General features: G+C 64.2%; 9 protein-coding genes. 7 read left to right on the top strand and 2 right to left on the bottom strand.

Annotated features, from left to right (window positions below; all coding sequences use genetic code 11):
* Positions 1-43: 43 nt before the first annotated feature.
* Positions 44-904 carry a hypothetical protein gene (locus BG90_RS25125; RefSeq protein WP_157135660.1) on the bottom strand — a complete coding sequence of 287 codons (861 nt, stop codon included), beginning with the start codon at positions 902-904 and terminating at the stop codon, positions 44-46.
* Between the two features lie 228 nt (positions 905-1,132).
* On the opposite strand from BG90_RS25125, the gene BG90_RS25120 reads away from it, so the two are divergent.
* The 3 genes from BG90_RS25120 to BG90_RS25105 all read left to right on the top strand — a co-directional run bounded on the left by BG90_RS25120 (position 1,133) and on the right by BG90_RS25105 (position 3,375).
* Positions 1,133-1,783 (top strand): NADPH-dependent FMN reductase, encoded by a 651-nt coding sequence (locus BG90_RS25120; protein WP_010119272.1) that lies wholly within the window; start codon positions 1,133-1,135, stop codon positions 1,781-1,783.
* A 387-nt stretch (positions 1,784-2,170) separates the two neighbouring features.
* On the top strand, positions 2,171-2,386 hold the full coding sequence (locus tag BG90_RS25110; RefSeq protein ID WP_004198708.1) for a hypothetical protein: 216 nt from the start codon (positions 2,171-2,173) through the stop codon (positions 2,384-2,386).
* 89 nt (positions 2,387-2,475) lie between these two features.
* Positions 2,476-3,375: a hypothetical protein gene (locus BG90_RS25105; protein WP_010119315.1), complete on the top strand. Its 900-nt coding sequence runs from the start codon at positions 2,476-2,478 to the stop codon at positions 3,373-3,375.
* A 298-nt stretch (positions 3,376-3,673) separates the two neighbouring features.
* Here the strand turns inward: BG90_RS25105 and BG90_RS36255 are convergent, their stop codons facing one another.
* A complete protein-coding gene (locus BG90_RS36255) occupies positions 3,674-4,075 on the bottom strand; it encodes a hypothetical protein (RefSeq protein WP_158335916.1) in 402 nt (133 codons plus the stop codon).
* A gap of 427 nt (positions 4,076-4,502) precedes the next feature.
* Here BG90_RS36255 and BG90_RS35685 point away from each other — a divergent pair, with 427 nt between their 5' ends.
* From BG90_RS35685 to BG90_RS25060, 4 genes are read left to right on the top strand one after another with little or no spacing between them, the layout of a single operon-like run.
* Positions 4,503-14,507, top strand: coding sequence for an ESPR-type extended signal peptide-containing protein (locus BG90_RS35685; protein ID WP_107951013.1), 10,005 nt, complete (start codon positions 4,503-4,505; stop codon positions 14,505-14,507).
* A complete protein-coding gene (locus tag BG90_RS25070) occupies positions 14,504-15,658 on the top strand; it encodes a DUF2827 domain-containing protein (protein WP_010109367.1) in 1,155 nt (384 codons plus the stop codon). The genes BG90_RS35685 and BG90_RS25070 overlap by 4 nt, the downstream gene beginning before the upstream one ends.
* Positions 15,659-15,680: 22 nt before the next feature.
* Positions 15,681-16,829: a DUF2827 domain-containing protein gene (locus BG90_RS25065; RefSeq protein WP_010119394.1), complete on the top strand. Its 1,149-nt coding sequence runs from the start codon at positions 15,681-15,683 to the stop codon at positions 16,827-16,829.
* Positions 16,830-16,874: 45 nt separating this feature from the next.
* Positions 16,875-17,345: a DUF4019 domain-containing protein gene (locus tag BG90_RS25060; RefSeq protein ID WP_010119397.1), complete on the top strand. Its 471-nt coding sequence runs from the start codon at positions 16,875-16,877 to the stop codon at positions 17,343-17,345.
* Positions 17,346-17,371: the final 26 nt, after the last annotated feature.

Here is a 17,371-nt window from a genome sequence, read left to right as displayed (position 1 = left end):
CCGGCTAGCCGGGCGCCGGCTCAACGCCGGTATGGCGGCAACGTTACTTCGAGCGTGCCGTCGGCCGGTGTATCTTCGCGGTGCCCGATGCAAGCTGGCTTCGATGCTTGCCCATCGCGAACGCGAACACGAGCGCGAGCGCATCCGAAAACGCCGCCGGCCGGATGAGCGCCTTGGTGTTCAACAGGGTCAGGTTGTGGAACTTCAGATCGCCTGATTGCAGCCAGACGAACGAACGCGGCGGCGTGAACGGCACGCTGGGCCGCGGCGGCAGGCCGAAGGGATTCGCACGCCCGGTGATCTCGAGCTGACGCGACGAGTCGCAGCTCGTCTTGGCGTCGGCGAGGTGCGCGCCCGGATACGCGAAGATGTAGCGATTGAACCGCGTTTGCAGCACATCGCACGACACCATGATTTCGCCGGTGGAGATATGCAGATCGAAATCGTCGAGCTTGTCGAAATCGACTACCGCGTGCGCGCGCTTCGATTCGAGCCGGCCGTCGAGTCGAAGCACGTGAAATCCGGGATCCCCGCTCAGGTAGACATCCGCCTGACCGCCCCGGATGCCGACTTGCGCGTAGCCCGAGCCTCGATCCGTCGGCGCGAGCGAGCCGGCGCGCCGCCTCCGACCGCCTCGCCGGCCTTCTTCATATTTCCCCTTCTTTTTCCAGGCATCGACATCGCGAACCGACGGTGCGACATCGTCGCGAGCAGGATCGCGCATCGATGTCCCGATCATCGTTGCGCGCAGACGCGTTCGGTTGGATATGCCAAACGATCGGCATCCGGCCGCATCCGAAATTGAGCGAGGTAAACCACCCATCGCCGACGCCCGAATTTTTTGTTCCGCGCGCTCGCGCAGACACAAAAAAAGCCCCGCCGACATTCCCACCGGCGGGGCCAACCCATGTCAGAGAAGACTTCATGGAGGAGACGAAAGCGATCATATCGACCCGCCCACCGCATCCCAACCAAGCATTTCTGCTATCCAATTGCGCCGCGCGCGACGCCGTTCAACCGTGCGCGGGGCATATCGATAGAACGAAAAGTCGTTTCCCGGACTTCGACCGGGTCGCTACCATGCAACTTTCCGCCTGCTGAAATCAGGCGCCGCACCCTCAAGGAGCGCACTTTGACCGCATTCGATCAACATCGCCGGCCGTTCGTCGTGGGCATCGGCGGCACCACGCGCGCGGCCTCGTCGACCGAGCGGGCGCTGGGCTTCGCGCTGCGCGGCGCGCAGGCGGCGGGCGCACGCACGCGTCTGTTCGACGGCCCGTTCCTGCATTCGCTGCCGCACTACGCGCCCGAACGCAAGGCGCTCACCGATGCGCAACGCGAACTGATCGACGCGGTGCGCGCGGCCGACGCGATCATCATCGCGACGCCCGGCTATCACGGCGGCGTGTCCGGCCTTGTCAAGAACGCGCTCGACACGCTCGAAGAGCTGCGCGCCGACGAGCGGCCCTATCTCGACGGACGCGCGGTCGGCAGCATCGTCACCGCGTACGGCTGGCAAGCGGCGGGCACCGTGCTGACGTCGCTGCGCGCGATCGTCCACGCGCTGCGCGGCTGGCCGACGCCGTTCGGCGCCGCGGTCAACACGCTCGAGACGCGCTTCGAAACGATCGACAGTTGCTCCGACACGAAGGTCGCGGCGCAGCTCGAGACCGTCGGCGCACAGGCCGCCGAGTTCGCGCTCGCGTTCGCGTCGCACCGCGCGGCGACTCGCGTCGCAAACGGCGGCACGTTCGCACCGGCGCTGGAAGCCGCGACAAGCTGAACGCACGCGCATCATCGCGTGCGCCGCGCGGCGCACGCTTCGCTCCAATCGACGCCCCGTCGCCCTGCCCGCGATCGCCGCGAATTCACTCGCGCTTCCCCATTCCAAGCTGCTCGATCGGCGAACGACGGCCGGCCGCGCTCGACTGGCGCGTCTCTTCGTCGCGGCGTGCGCGGCCATCGCATCGCCCGGCATCGACGGGCGCCACTTCGACCGTTGACGCATCCGGCGACGCGCAACAGCCCCCCGCCGCCACGCATATCGCCCCGACATGCGCGGTCATGATCATTCGCGTGCGCCGGGTGATTTGCTTACACATAAAGATTGGTTCACGCGCACGCGTCGATTGCTTACGCTGCACTCTCGTTCCATCCCTTCGCGAAAGCCATGAATCGTTCGATCCGCTACAAGGGCTACGAGGTCGCGCCCGCTGCGGCGCGCTTGCCGAACGGCCTGTTCGCCGCGAACCTCACGATCGAGAAGGCCGGCCCGGCGCCGGCCCGCGCCTATTCGTTCGACGCAATCGATTTCTTCTTCGACGAAGAGCACGCGCTCGCGTATGCGTTCCGCTGGGGACGCCTGTGGGTCGACTCTCACTGTTGAGCACGGCGCCGGCATCGGCCGCCAAAATACGCGATTCATCGAGGCATGTAAAAATCGGCGGCTCCTGACATCACGATGCCAATCAAGCCATGTCTGACACGCTGCGACGAGAGCAAGCGGCGGATCACGCTATGCGCAACTGGGTCCATGAGAGTCGCGACCCAGTGCAAGTCGGTTCCGACACGCACAAGCAGATGTTCTGCCGAATGCTGCTCGACACCCACAATCCATACAAGCCGGCCGTCATCGACTGGCCGCCCCTCGAACCCGAAGCGCTTCGGCGCCTGACGTCGCTGCCCATCTGGGACATCGCCGTGCAGACCGAAGGCCGCGCGTCGATCCGCGTCGCGACATTCGCATCGACGGTGCGCGACCCACTGCTGCGCGAAGCGCTCGACATGGACGCCGCCGAGGAAGCGCGTCACAAGGTCGTGCTGTCGAAGCTCGTCGGCGCATACGGGATCCGGCTCGCGCCGGAGCCCGCCTATCCGGCGCCGAACGACGCCGAATGGGCATGGATGGTCACGGGCTTCAGCGAATGCATCGACAGCTTCTTCGCGTTCGGCCTGTTCCGCTCCGCGCAGCGCTCAGGCTATTTTCCGGAGGAACTCGTCGAGACGTTCGAACCGGTGATCCAGGAAGAAGGCCGCCACATCCTGTTCTTCGTGAACTGGTTCGCCTGGTACTGGCGCAACATGCCGTGGCGGCGGCGGCCGTGGTTCTTCGCGCGCGTCGCGGCGGTATGGGCGTTCCTGATCTGGGAGCGAATCGGCATCGCGCGCGGGATCGACGCCGACGGCGTCGCGCGCGACGCGAACTTTCCGGCCAACACCGCGGCGACGGTCGGCGATGCGCTCAATCCGCGCGATCTGATCGAGCTGTGCCTTTCCGAGAACGATCATCGAATGGCCGGCTACGACAAGCGGCTGCTGCGGCCGACGATCGTGCCGCGGCTCGCGCGGTTCGCGCTGCGCTTCATCAAGAAGTAGCGGTTCGCCTCGTTGCAGGACGTCGTCGCTGCTCGCAGCATCGAGACGAGCGAGCGCGACGCCGCCTGCGAACCGTCCGCCGCCGACCGATGCGATGTATCGGTGGTACGCCCTCCCCCTTTGCGACTGCTTCGATGCGTGCGTCGCGCGTGCCGCCGTTCGTGGTCGAACTTCCGGACAAGCGCCCGTCGCAACCCGCTGCGGCCGATGGTCGCAAAGCATCGAATGACGGCGACCTGACGCCCGGCTAAAAAAGAGACGCACCCCGCATCTTGATCGGCAAAAAGTACCGTTCCCATCAGATCCTCTGGCGCTGCATTTCTGCGCAGCGTCGCACGGCATGCGACGCGCCCTCATGCGCGCCTGGAAGGATTCGGCCGCATGCGTAGCTTGTCGACGCCAATCCGCCAGCACGACAGCAATTTGAAAGCGTTGTGACAAAGCGTATCTGGCCGGTAACGATTCCCGGCGACCGATCAACGACACGTAAATGTGCGAAAGAGATTTGGAAGTCTCTCCACAATTTTCTTGCAATTTTGCGCACGACACGAGTAATTGATCGCACTTCACCTGATGAACCGCAGATGTCCGCCGGGCGCGGCGCTACACGCTTCGGCGCATTCGCAAAGAAATTCGCGTCATCGGCCTTCCGGGCATAAAGGCCGTTCAAAACAAAATGTATTTTCCATGGAAAATACATTTATTAATCATTCAGCCCCCCACAAAACAAATAATTAATATTTAAATAACCAGCATCCTTACAAACAGAAAGAAAAATGAACGGCGCAAACGTTTTCCGTGATATCGGCGTCTCTTTACGTTTACGCAAGCGAACCCCTCCAAGCTACCCAACCCCGCTCTTCCCTGCCGCACGGCACATCACACGTGCTCAACAGCCTTTCATCTGCCTATTCGTATTACGTTCCAAATTGACAGAAATCAACCAATTCCACTTTTTACCTTCAAACTTTTTTAAGCATTCCCTATTCGAATTTTGCAATCCTTTTAAGTTATAAAAACATTAATCAAATAGACTCCGCGCACCAAATTTAAAAGCGTGGGCACGGGTTCTTTGGTCAGACAAATAACTCTGCCGTGTTGCACCGGTCCCCAGAGGTCTTTTTGTCATGAACCGCTCGTACCGCTCGATCTGGAATGAAGCCCTTGGCGCGTGGGTCGCCGCTTCTGAAATCTCGTCCGCCCGCGGCAAGCCGAACAAATCGGCCGTCGCGAAGGCAGTCGTCGCCGCCGTGCTGCTCGCTGGCGGCGGCATCGACGTTGCACAGGCGCAATACTCGGCTGGCGGCGGAACGGCAATCGGCGCGCAATCGGTCTCGATCGGCGGGGGCTTCGGCAGCACGACCACCGCGTCGGGCTCGACTTCGATCGCGATCGGCGCGAATGCGACGGCGTCGGGCAACTACTCGCAAGCATTCGGCCAGGCGTCGACCGCGAGCGGCAGCAGCGCGATCGGCATCGGCTCGGGCTCGAAGGCGCTCAACACGGGCGCGACCGCGGTCGGCAACGACGCGACGGCGTCCGGCACGAGCGCAATCGCGATCGGCGGCGGCAACAGCAGCGGCACGGGCGGCTCGGCGGCGCTCGGCAACAACTCGATTGCGATCGGTCGATTCGCGAACACGACGGCGGCAGCGACGGGCGGCATCGCGATGGGCACGAGCTCAACGGTGTCGACGGTCAATGGCATCGCGATCGGCAACGGCGCGCTCGCGACCAATGCGACGTCGAATCCGGCGCTCGCGATCGGCAACCTGGCGTCGGCCACGAACACCAACGCCTCGGCACTCGGCAACGGCGCGCTCGCGAGCGGCTCGGGGGCATCGGCACTCGGCACGCAGGCAATTGCGACGGGCAACAACTCGGTCGCGGCCGGCGCCGGCGCAACGGCGGCCGACACCGGCTCGGTCTCGATCGGCAACAACAGCTCGGCTGCGTATGCGAACAGCGTCGCGATCGGCGCGGGCAGCGTGACCGGCACGGCGGCGCCCACCGGCACGGGCTATCTGACGGGCACTGCGGCGCCGTTGTCCGAAGTGTCGGTCGGCAGCTCGACCGCCCTTCGCCGCATCACGAACGTCGCCGACGGCTCGGCGCCGCAGGATGCGGTGACGGTCTCTCAGTTGAGCACCGGCATGAGCACGACGGCGAGCAGCATCGCGAGCCTGTCGACGTCGGCGTCGACCGGCATCAATTCGCTGTCGACCGGCCTCAGCAGCACGAACAGCTCGCTGACTTCGTTGTCGACTTCCACGTCGTCCGGCATCAGCACTGCGCAAAGCGGCGTCAATTCGCTGTCCACGGGGCTGTCGACGACCAATAGCTCGGTCACTTCGCTTTCCACGTCGACCTCGACGGGCCTGAGCTCCGCCAACAGCTCCATTGCTTCGCTGTCGACCTCGACTTCGACCGGCATCGGCTCGCTGTCCACCGGCTTGAGTACGACCAACAGCACCGTCACGTCGCTGTCCGCGTCGACCTCGACGGGCCTGAGCTCCGCCAACAGCTCCATTGCTTCGCTGTCGACCTCGACTTCGACCGGCATCGGCTCGCTGTCCACCGGCTTGAGTACGACTAATAGCAACGTCGCTTCGCTGTCGAGCGGCCTGAGCACCACCAACAGCTCGCTGACTTCGTTGTCGACATCCGCGTCGTCCGGCATCAGCACTGCGCAAAGCGGCGTCAATTCGCTGTCCACCGGCCTGTCGACGACCAATAGCACCGTCACGTCGTTGTCCACGTCGACCTCGACGGGCTTGAGCTCCGCCAATAGCTCCATTGCTTCGCTGTCCACCTCGACTTCGACCGGCATCGGCTCGCTGTCGACCGGCTTGAGTACGACTAATAGCAACGTCGCTTCGCTGTCGAGCGGCCTCAGCACCACCAACAGCTCGCTGACCTCGCTGTCGACTTCCGCGTCGTCCGGCATCAGCACTGCGCAAAGCGGCGTCAATTCGCTGTCCACCGGCCTGTCGACGACCAATAGCACCGTCACGTCGCTTTCCACGTCGACCTCGACGGGCCTGAGCTCCGCCAACAGCTCCATTGCTTCGCTGTCGACCTCGACTTCGACCGGCATCGGTTCGCTGTCCACCGGCTTGAGTACGACTAATAGCAACGTCGCTTCGCTGTCGAGCGGCCTGAGCACCACCAACAGCTCGCTGACCTCGCTGTCGACTTCCGCGTCGTCCGGCATCAGCACTGCGCAAAGCGGCGTCAATTCGCTGTCCACCGGCCTGTCGACGACCAATAGCACCGTCACGTCGTTGTCCACGTCGGCCTCGACGGGCCTGAGTTCCGCCAACAGCTCCATTGCTTCGCTGTCGACCTCGACTTCGACCGGCATCGGCTCGCTGTCCACCAGCCTGTCGACCGTCACGACGACGACCAACAACCTCGGCAACAGCACCGCCTCGGCGCTCGGCGGCGGCGCGACGTACGATCCGGCGACCGGCACGATCTCCGCCCCCTCGTATACGACGTACAACGCCAACGGCACGACGACGAACAACAACAGCGTCGGCTTCGCGATCGCCAACATCAACGCGAACGGCATCAAGTACTTCCACGCGAATTCGACGGGCCCCGACAGCATCGCAACGGGTACCGACGCCGTCGCGATCGGCTCGGGCGCGACAGCCGCCACGGCAAACTCGGTCGCGCTCGGCGCGAACTCGGTGACGGCCGCGGCCAACCCCACCAGCAGCGCGACGATCGGCTCGACCACGCTCGGAACGTTCGCGGGCAGCGCGCCCGTCGGCGTCGTGAGCGTCGGTGCACCGGGCGCCGAACGCCAGATCACGAACGTCGCCGCCGGTCAGGTTTCGGCCACCAGCACCGACGCAATCAACGGCAGCCAGCTTTACTCGGTCGCGTCGAAGCTCGACTCGGCTTCGAGCTCGATCGCGTCGCTCTCGACCTCCACGTCGACTGGCATCGGTTCGCTTTCGACCGGCATCTCGACGACCAGCAGCACCGTCGCCTCGCTGTCGACCTCGACGTCGACCGGCATCGGCTCGCTGTCGACCGGCTTGTCGACGACCAACAGCTCGGTTGCTTCGCTGTCGACTTCGACGTCCACCGGCCTGAGCTCGACGAATAGCTCCATCGCGTCGCTCTCGACTTCTTCGTCCACCGGCATCAGCTCGCTGTCCACTGGTCTGTCGACCACTGACAGCAACGTTGCTTCGCTGTCGACCTCGACCTCGACCGGCATCGGCTCGCTGTCGACCGGCTTGTCGACCACCAACAGCACGGTTGCTTCGCTTTCGACTTCTTCGTCCACCGGCATCAGCTCGCTGTCCACTGGTCTGTCGACCACTGACAGCAACGTCGCTTCGCTTTCGACCGGCCTCTCGACGACCAACAGCTCGGTCGCTTCGCTGTCGACTTCGACGTCCACCGGCCTGAGCTCGGCGAACAGCTCCATCGCGTCGCTCTCGACCTCCTCGTCCACCAGCATCAGCTCGCTGTCCACTGGCCTGTCGACCACCGACAGCAACGTCGCCTCGCTGTCGACCTCGACTTCGACCGGCATCGGTTCGCTGTCCACCGGCCTCTCGACGACCAACAGCAACGTCGCTTCGCTGTCGACTTCGACGTCCACGGGCTTGAGCTCGGCGAATAGCTCCATCGCGTCGCTCTCGACTTCCTCGTCCACCGGCATCAGCTCGCTGTCCACTGGTCTGTCGACCACTGACAGCAACGTTGCTTCGCTTTCGACCGGCCTCTCGACGACCAACAGCTCGGTCGCTTCGCTGTCGACTTCGACTTCCACCGGCCTGAGCTCGGCGAATAGCTCCGTCGCGTCGCTGTCGACCTCGACGTCCACCGGCCTGAGCTCGGCGAACAGCTCCATCGCGTCGCTCTCGACCTCCTCGTCCACCGGTATCAGTTCGCTGTCCACTGGTCTGTCGACCACTGACAGCAACGTCGCTTCGCTGTCGACCGGCATCTCGACGACCAACAGCACGGTCGCTTCGCTGTCGACTTCGACTTCCACCGGCCTGAGTTCGACGAACAGCTCGATCGCGTCGCTCTCGACCTCCTCGTCCACCAGCATCAGCTCGCTGTCGACCTCCTCGTCCACCGGCATCAACTCGCTGTCCACTGGTCTGTCGACCACTGACAGCAACGTTGCTTCGCTTTCGACCTCGACCTCGACCGGCATCGGTTCGCTGTCGACCGGCCTCTCGACGACCAACAGCAACGTCGCTTCGCTTTCCACGTCGACCTCGACCAGCATCGGCTCGCTGTCGACCGGCTTGTCGACCACCAACAGCACGGTTGCTTCGCTTTCGACTTCTTCGTCCACCGGCATCAGCTCGCTGTCCACTGGTCTGTCGACCACTGACAGCAACGTCGCTTCGCTGTCGACCGGCCTCTCGACGACCAACAGCTCGGTCGCTTCGCTTTCGACTTCGACGTCCACCGGCCTGAGCTCAGCAAGTAGCTCGATCGCGTCGCTGTCGACCTCCTCGTCCACCGGCATCAGCTCGCTGTCCACTGGTCTGTCGACCACTGACAGCAACGTTGCTTCCCTGTCGACTTCGACGTCCACCGGCCTGAGCTCGGCGAATAGCTCCATCGCGTCGCTCTCGACCTCCTCGTCCACCAGCATCAGTTCGCTGTCCACTGGCCTGTCGACCACCGACAGCAACGTTGCTTCGCTGTCCACGTCGACCTCGACCGGCATCGGTTCGCTGTCCACCGGCCTCTCGACCACCAACAGCACCGTTGCTTCGCTGTCCACCTCGACCTCGACCGGCATCGGCTCGCTTTCGACCGGCTTGTCGACCACCAACAGCTCGGTTGCCTCGCTGTCGACTTCGACTTCCACCGGCCTGAGCTCGGCGAATAGCTCCGTCGCGTCGCTCTCGACCTCGACGTCCACCGGCCTGAGCTCGACGAACAGCTCCATCGCATCGCTCTCGACCTCCTCGTCCACCGGTATCAGTTCGCTGTCCACTGGTCTGTCGACCACTGACAGCAACGTTGCTTCGCTGTCGACTTCGACGTCCACGGGCTTGAGCTCGGCGAATAGCTCCATCGCGTCGCTCTCGACCTCTTCGTCCACCGGCATCAGCTCGTTGTCAACGGGTCTCTCGACCACTGACAGCAACGTTGCTTCGCTGTCGACCGGCCTCTCGACGACCAACAGCAACGTCGCTTCGCTGTCGACTTCGACGTCCACGGGCTTGAGCTCGGCGAATAGCTCCATCGCGTCGCTCTCGACTTCCTCGTCCACCGGCATCAGCTCGCTGTCCACTGGTCTGTCGACCACTGACAGCAACGTTGCTTCGCTTTCGACCGGCCTCTCGACGACCAACAGCTCGGTCGCCTCTCTGTCGACCTCGACGTCGACCGGCATCGGCTCGCTGTCCACCGGCTTGTCGACGACCAACAGCTCAGTTGCTTCGCTGTCGACTTCTTCGTCCACCGGCATCAGTTCGCTGTCCACTGGTCTGTCGACCACCGACAGCAACGTCGCTTCGCTGTCGACCTCGACTTCGACCGGCATCGGTTCGCTGTCCACCGGCCTCTCGACGACCAACAGCACCGTCGCCTCGCTGTCGACCTCGACGTCGACCGGCATCGGCTCGCTGTCCACCGGCTTGTCGACGACCAACAGCTCGGTTGCTTCGCTTTCGACTTCTTCGTCCACCGGCATCAGCTCGCTTTCGACTGGCCTGTCAACCACCGACAGCACCGTCGCCTCGCTGTCGACCTCGACCTCGACCGGCATCGGCTCGCTGTCCACCGGCCTCTCGACCACCAACAGCACGGTCGCTTCGCTGTCGACTTCGACGTCCACGGGCTTGAGCTCGGCGAATAGCTCCATCGCGTCGCTCTCGACTTCCTCGTCCACCGGCATCAGCTCGCTGTCCACTGGTCTGTCGACCACTGACAGCAACGTTGCTTCGCTTTCGACCGGCCTCTCGACGACCAACAGCTCGGTCGCCTCTCTGTCGACTTCGACTTCCACCGGCATCGGTTCGCTGTCGACCGGCTTGTCGACGACCAACAGCTCAGTTGCTTCGCTGTCGACTTCGACGTCCACGGGCTTGAGCTCGGCGAATAGCTCCATCGCGTCGCTCTCGACCTCTTCGTCCACCGGCATCAGTTCGCTGTCCACTGGTCTGTCGACCACCGACAGCAACGTTGCTTCGCTGTCCACGTCGACCTCGACCGGCATCGGCTCGCTGTCGACCGGCTTGTCGACCACCAACAGCACGGTCGCTTCGCTGTCGACTTCGACGTCCACCGGCCTGAGCTCGACGAACAGCTCCATCGCATCGCTGTCGACCTCCTCGTCCACCGGTATCAGTTCGCTGTCCACTGGTCTGTCGACCACTGACAGCAACGTCGCTTCGCTGTCGACCGGCATCTCGACGACCAACAGCACGGTCGCTTCGCTGTCGACTTCGACTTCCACCGGCCTGAGCTCGGCGAACAGCTCCATCGCGTCGCTCTCGACCTCTTCGTCCACCGGCATCAGTTCGCTGTCCACTGGCCTGTCGACCACCGACAGCAACGTCGCTTCGCTGTCGACCTCGACTTCGACCGGCATCGGTTCGCTGTCCACCGGCTTGTCGACGACCAACAGCTCGGTTGCTTCGCTGTCGACTTCGACTTCCACCGGCCTAAGCTCGGCGAATAGCTCGATCGCGTCGCTGTCGACCTCCTCGTCCACCAGCATCAGTTCGCTGTCCACTGGCCTGTCGACCACCGACAGCAACGTTGCTTCGCTGTCCACGGCGACCTCGACCGGCATCGGCTCGCTGTCGACCGGCTTGTCGACGACCAACAGCTCGGTTGCTTCGCTTTCGACTTCGACGTCCACCGGCCTGAGCTCGACGAACAGCTCCATCGCATCGCTGTCGACCTCGACTTCGACCGGCATCGGTTCGCTGTCGACCGGCTTGTCGACGACCAACAGCTCGGTTGCCTCGCTGTCGACTTCGACTTCCACCGGCCTGAGCTCGGCGAATAGCTCCGTCGCGTCGCTCTCGACCTCGATGTCCACCGGCCTGAGCTCGACGAACAGCTCCATCACATCGCTCTCGACCTCCTCGTCCACCGGTATCAGTTCGCTGTCCACTGGTCTGTCGACCACCGACAGCAACGTTGCTTCGCTGTCCACGGCGACCTCGACCGGCATCGGCTCGCTGTCGACCGGCTTGTCGACCACCAACAGCACGGTCGCTTCGCTGTCGACTTCGACTTCCACCGGCCTGAGCTCGGCGAATAGCTCCGTCGCGTCGCTGTCGACCTCTTCGTCCACTGGCATCAGTTCGCTGTCCACTGGCCTGTCGACCACCGACAGCAACGTTGCTTCGCTGTCCACGTCGACCTCAACCGGCATCAGCTCGCTGTCGACCGGCATCTCGACGACCAACAGCACGGTCGCGTCGCTTTCGACTTCGACGTCCACCGGCCTGAGCTCGGCGAATAGCTCCGTCGCGTCGCTGTCGACCTCTTCGTCCACCGGCATCAGTTCGCTGTCCACTGGTTTGTCGACCACCGACAGCAACGTTGCTTCGCTGTCCACGTCGACCTCAACCGGCATCAGCTCGCTGTCGACCGGTCTCTCGACGACCAACAGCTCGGTCGCTTCGCTGTCGACCTCGACGTCCACCGGCCTGAGCTCGGCGAATAGCTCCGTCGCGTCGCTGTCGACCTCTTCGTCCACCGGCATCAGTTCGCTGTCCACTGGTTTGTCGACCACCAACAGCAACGTCGCCTCGCTGTCGACCTCGACCTCGACCGGCATCGGCTCGCTGTCCACCGGCCTCTCGACCACCAACAGCACGGTCGCTTCGCTGTCGACTTCGACTTCCACCGGCCTGAGCTCGGCGAATAGCTCCGTCGCGTCGCTGTCGACCTCTTCGTCCACTGGCATCAGTTCGCTGTCCACTGGCCTGTCGACCACCGACAGCAACGTTGCTTCGCTGTCCACGTCGACCTCAACCGGCATCAGCTCGCTGTCGACCGGCATCTCGACGACCAACAGCACGGTCGCGTCGCTTTCGACTTCGACGTCCACCGGCCTGAGCTCGGCGAATAGCTCCGTCGCGTCGCTGTCGACCTCTTCGTCCACCGGCATCAGTTCGCTGTCCACTGGTTTGTCGACCACCGACAGCAACGTTGCTTCGCTGTCCACGTCGACCTCAACCGGCATCAGCTCGCTGTCGACCGGTCTCTCGACGACCAACAGCTCGGTCGCTTCGCTGTCGACCTCGACGTCCACCGGCCTGAGCTCGGCGAATAGCTCCGTCGCGTCGCTGTCGACCTCTTCGTCCACCGGCATCAGTTCGCTGTCCACTGGTTTGTCGACCACCAACAGCAACGTCGCCTCGCTGTCGACCTCGACCTCGACCGGCATCGGCTCGCTGTCAACGGGTCTCTCGACGACCAACAGCAACGTCGCGTCGCTTTCAACTTCGACGTCCACGGGCCTGAGCTCGGCAAGTAGCTCGATCGCATCGCTCTCGACCTCCTCATCGACTGGCATCAGTTCGCTTTCGACTGGCCTGTCGACCACCGACAGCACCGTTGCTTCGCTGTCCACGTCGACCTCGACCGGCATCGGTTCGCTGTCCACCGGCCTCTCGACCACCAACAGCACCGTCGCTTCGCTGTCCACCTCGACCTCGATCGGCATCGGCTCACTGTCGACGAGCATCAGCTCGATCACGTCGAGCACGAGCAACCTCGGCAACAGCACCGCGGCGGCGCTCGGCGGCGGCGCGGCGTACGATCCGGCGACCGGCACGATCTCCGCCCCCTCGTACACGACGTACAACGCCGACGGCACGACGACGAGCAACAGCAGCGTCGCCTCCGCGATCGACAACATCAATGCGAAGGGCACCAAGTACTTCCACGCGAACTCGACCGATCCGGACGGCCAGGCGACGGGCGCGAACAGCGTCGCGATCGGCTCGAACGCGATCGCGAACATCGACAATTCGGTCGCGATCGGCAACGGCGCGACGACGTCGGCGGCCGTGTCCGTCAAGTCAGCGACCGTCGGCGGCATGACGTTCGGCGGCTTCGCCGGCAGCGCCCCGGTCGGCGTGTTCAGCGTCGGCGCGCCGGGTGCGGAACGCCAGGTCACGAACGTCGCAGCCGGCCGCATCTCCGCGACCAGCACCGACGCCGTCAACGGCAGCCAGCTCTACGCGACCAACAGCAACGTCGCGTCGCTGTCGACCGGCCTGAACACGACGAACAGCAATCTCGCGTCACTGTCCACGTCGACGTCGACCGCCGTCGGCGCGCTGTCCACCGGCCTGTCGACGACCAACAGCAACGTCGCTTCGCTGTCCACCTCGACATCGACCGCCGTCGGCTCGCTGTCCACCGGCCTGTCGACCACCAACAGCAACCTCGCTTCGCTGTCCACGTCGACGTCGACCGGCATCGGCTCGCTGTCCACCGGCCTGTCGACGACGAACACCAGCGTCGCGTCGCTGTCGACCAGCGTGACCAACATCAGCACGCAACTGACGTCGCTGTCGACGTCGATCGTCAGCAGCACGAACAACTCGATCCGCTCGCTGCCGGCGAGCGCGGGCGTCGCCGCCGACATGAGCGCGCCGACCGCCGCCGCGCCGTCGGTCACGGCCGGCTCGAACTCGGCCGCGATCGGCGCGAACTCGAACGACGGCGGCCGCTCGAACGTCGTCTCGGTCGGCAGCTCGACGCAGCAGCGGCAGGTCACGAACGTCGCCGCCGGCACGGAAGGCACCGACGCGGTCAACGTCAACCAGTTGAATACGCTGTCTACTTCTATGTCACAATCGCTGACGGGTCAGCAGACTCAGATCAACAATCTGGGCACGCAGCTGAACCAGACTCAGCAAGCGCTGCAGCAGACCGACACGATGGCCCGTCAGGGCATCGCGGCCGCCACCGCGCTGACGATGCTGCCGCAGGTCGAACCCGGCAAGACGATCAACGTCGCCGTCGGCGTCGCCCGCTTCGCAGGTCAGTCGGGGATGGCGTTCGGCGCGACCGCGCATGTGACAACCAACGGCATTCTCAAGCTGGGCATCGGCGTGTCGGGGCAGAACAAGACCTTCGGTGCAGGATATGGATATAGCTGGTGATCGATTCCGTCCGCTCTTCGTCAACCGGGCCGCATGACGCGCCCGGCAAGCGCCTCGCCGTCGGCATCTCGCTCTTCGCCCGCGACGGCCAGGCAATCTGGGAAAACGGCATTCATCAGAACATCGCGTTCCTGGCAATGATGCTCAGGAAGTCGGACCGGGTCGGCCCGGTCTACTTCCTGAACGGCGGCGACGCGAAAGCACTGCCCGCCGGCCTCGATCTCGAGGGCCTCGACGTGCCGCTCGTGCAGCCGCGCGACGTGTCGCACGCGCTCGACGTCGTGATCGAGATGGGCGCGCAGTTGCCCGTCGACTGGCTCAAGTACATGAAGGCGCTCGGCAAGAAGCTCGTCGTCTGCTTCGTCGGCCACACGTACAGCGGGCTCTGCGAGACGCCGATGTTCAACCGGCCGTCAGGGCACATCTTCAACGGCGGGCCGTTCGACGAAGTGTGGATCCTGCCGAAATCCGAGAAGATCGACGCGCCGCTCTTGCGCACGCTCACGCGCGCGCCGGTGCACGTCGTCCCGCACATCTGGTCGCCGTACTTCATCGAGCGCCGCGCGCGCCAGCTCGACGCCGAGGGGCTGCGATTCGGCTACGAGCCGGGCCGCGCGAAGTGGCGGCTGTCGATTCTCGAGCCGAACATCTCGGTCGTGAAGACCTGCCACTACCCGATGCTCGCCGCCGACGAGTTCCACCGCGCGCAGCCCGACGCGGTCGAGCACCTGTTCGTCGTCAACTCGCTGCACATGAAAGAGCATCCGACGTTCGTCCATTTCGCGAACAGTCTCGATCTCGTCCGCCAGCACAAGGCGACCTTCGAGCCGCGCATCGATCTGCCGTCGTTCCTCGCGCAGCACGGCGACGCGGTGATCTCGCACCAGTGGGAAAACCCGCAGAACTATCTGTACTACGACGTGCTGTACGGCGGCTATCCGCTCGTGCACAATTCGCCGCTGCTCGGCGACGCCGGCTACTACTACCCGGAATTCGATTCCGCGGCGGGCGGCCGCGCGCTGCTGCACGCATGGCGGCATCACGATACGCATCTCGGCGACTACCGCCGCAAAGCCGATGCGCTCCTGCACGGCGTGTCGATCGACAACCGCGACAACCTCGACGCGTACGTCGCGCGTCTGGCCGCATAAGCCTTTTCCCCGGAGAGAACGCATGTCAGAAACCACCGCCCGTGACGTGCCGAACGGCGGCAAGCGTCTCGTCGTCGGCGTGTCGCTGTTCGTGCGCGGCGCCGGCCAGTCGCTGTGGGAGAACGGCATTTTTCAGAACTGCCTGCTGCTGGTGCTGCTGCTGCGCCAGTCGCCGCTCGTCGCCGAAGCGGTGATGATCAACGGCGGCGCGAGCGACGCCGATCCGCAATTGATGCTCGGCGAATGGAACGTGCCGCTCGTCTCGATGGACGAGGCGATGACGCGCTGCGACGTGGTGATCGAGATGAGCGCGCAGTTCAACGCCGGCTGGATCGCCGCGTGTCGGCAGCGCGGCGGCAAGGTCGTGACGATGCGCGTCGGCAACGACTACGTGATCGACATCGAGCGCGCGATCTTCGACAAGCCGTCCGGCTTCCTGTTCTCGGGCGCGCACTACGACGGCGTCTGGACGATTCCCGAGTTCGAGCACTCGTGCGGACACTACCTCGAATCGGGGCTGCGCAGCCCGGTGACGATCGTGCCGCACATCTGGCATCCGCTCCTGTTCGACAAGGCGCGCGCGACGCTCGGCGCGGGCCTCGAATTCGGCTACAAGCCGGGCAAGCGGCGCTGGCGCGTCGCGATGTTCGAGCCGAACATCTGCATGGTGAAGACGAGCATCGTGCCGATGCTCGTCACCGAAGAGGCGTATCGCGCCGAGCCGGGCTTCGTCGAATTCGTGCGCGTCTGCAACACGATGCACATGAAGGAGCACACGACGTTCGTCCACTTCGCGCGCAGCCTCGACATCGTCAACCACGGGCTGACGACGTTCGAAGGACGCTTCGCGGTCTACGAATTCATGGCGGCGCACGGCGACGCGGTCGTGTCGCATACGTGGGAGAACGCGCAGAATTATCTGTACTACGAGCTGCTGTACGGCGACTATCCGCTCGTCCACAATTCGCCGTACCTCGGCCGCGCCGGCTATTTCTATCCGGATTTCGATTGCCAGGAAGGCGGGCGGCAGTTGCTGAAGGCGTTCCGCGAGCACGACGCGAGCCTCGACGCATATCGCGAGCATTCGCGGCAGCTTCTGGATTCGGTCAGCATCTACAACCCGGACAACGTCAATGCCTATACTGACGCGATTGCCGCGCTGTACCGCTAAGCCGGCAGCGCGCCCCGTGTTTCCGCTCGCCTTCCCGGAGGTCACTTGAACAAGCTAATCGCGCAATGCGTGCTCGCAAGCGTCATGACGGCAGCGGGTGCGTTCGCCCATGCCGAAACCGGCCCGTCCGCCGACGCGCTGCTGCAAAGCGCCGAGAGCGTGCTGAAGCAGATCGACGACGGACACTTCGACGACGTGTGGCGAGATTCCGCGGCATTCGTCAGGAACACGTACACGGAGCAGCGCTTCGTCGACGACACGCGGCGCTCGCGCGACCCGCTCGGCGCGGTCGCAAAACGTGGATGGTCGGACATCATGCTGATCCAGTTCTCGAACGCCAAGGACGTACCGGACGGACTCTACGCCAACGTCGACTTCACGACGACGCTGCAAAGCGGCAAGACCATGTTCGAGAAGCTGAGCTTCCGGCAAGAGAGCGACGGCAAGTGGCGCCTCGTCTCCTATGCGCCGCGGCAGCAGCAGGGCGTGACGCCCGCACTCGCCGGACGGCAATAAGCCAAGGCCGCGTCGAACAGAAGCCC

The organism is Burkholderia oklahomensis C6786 (assembly GCF_000959365.1).
Classification (GTDB): Bacteria; Pseudomonadota; Gammaproteobacteria; order Burkholderiales; family Burkholderiaceae; genus Burkholderia; species Burkholderia oklahomensis.
This window is presented reverse-complemented; position numbering and strand designations above follow the sequence as displayed.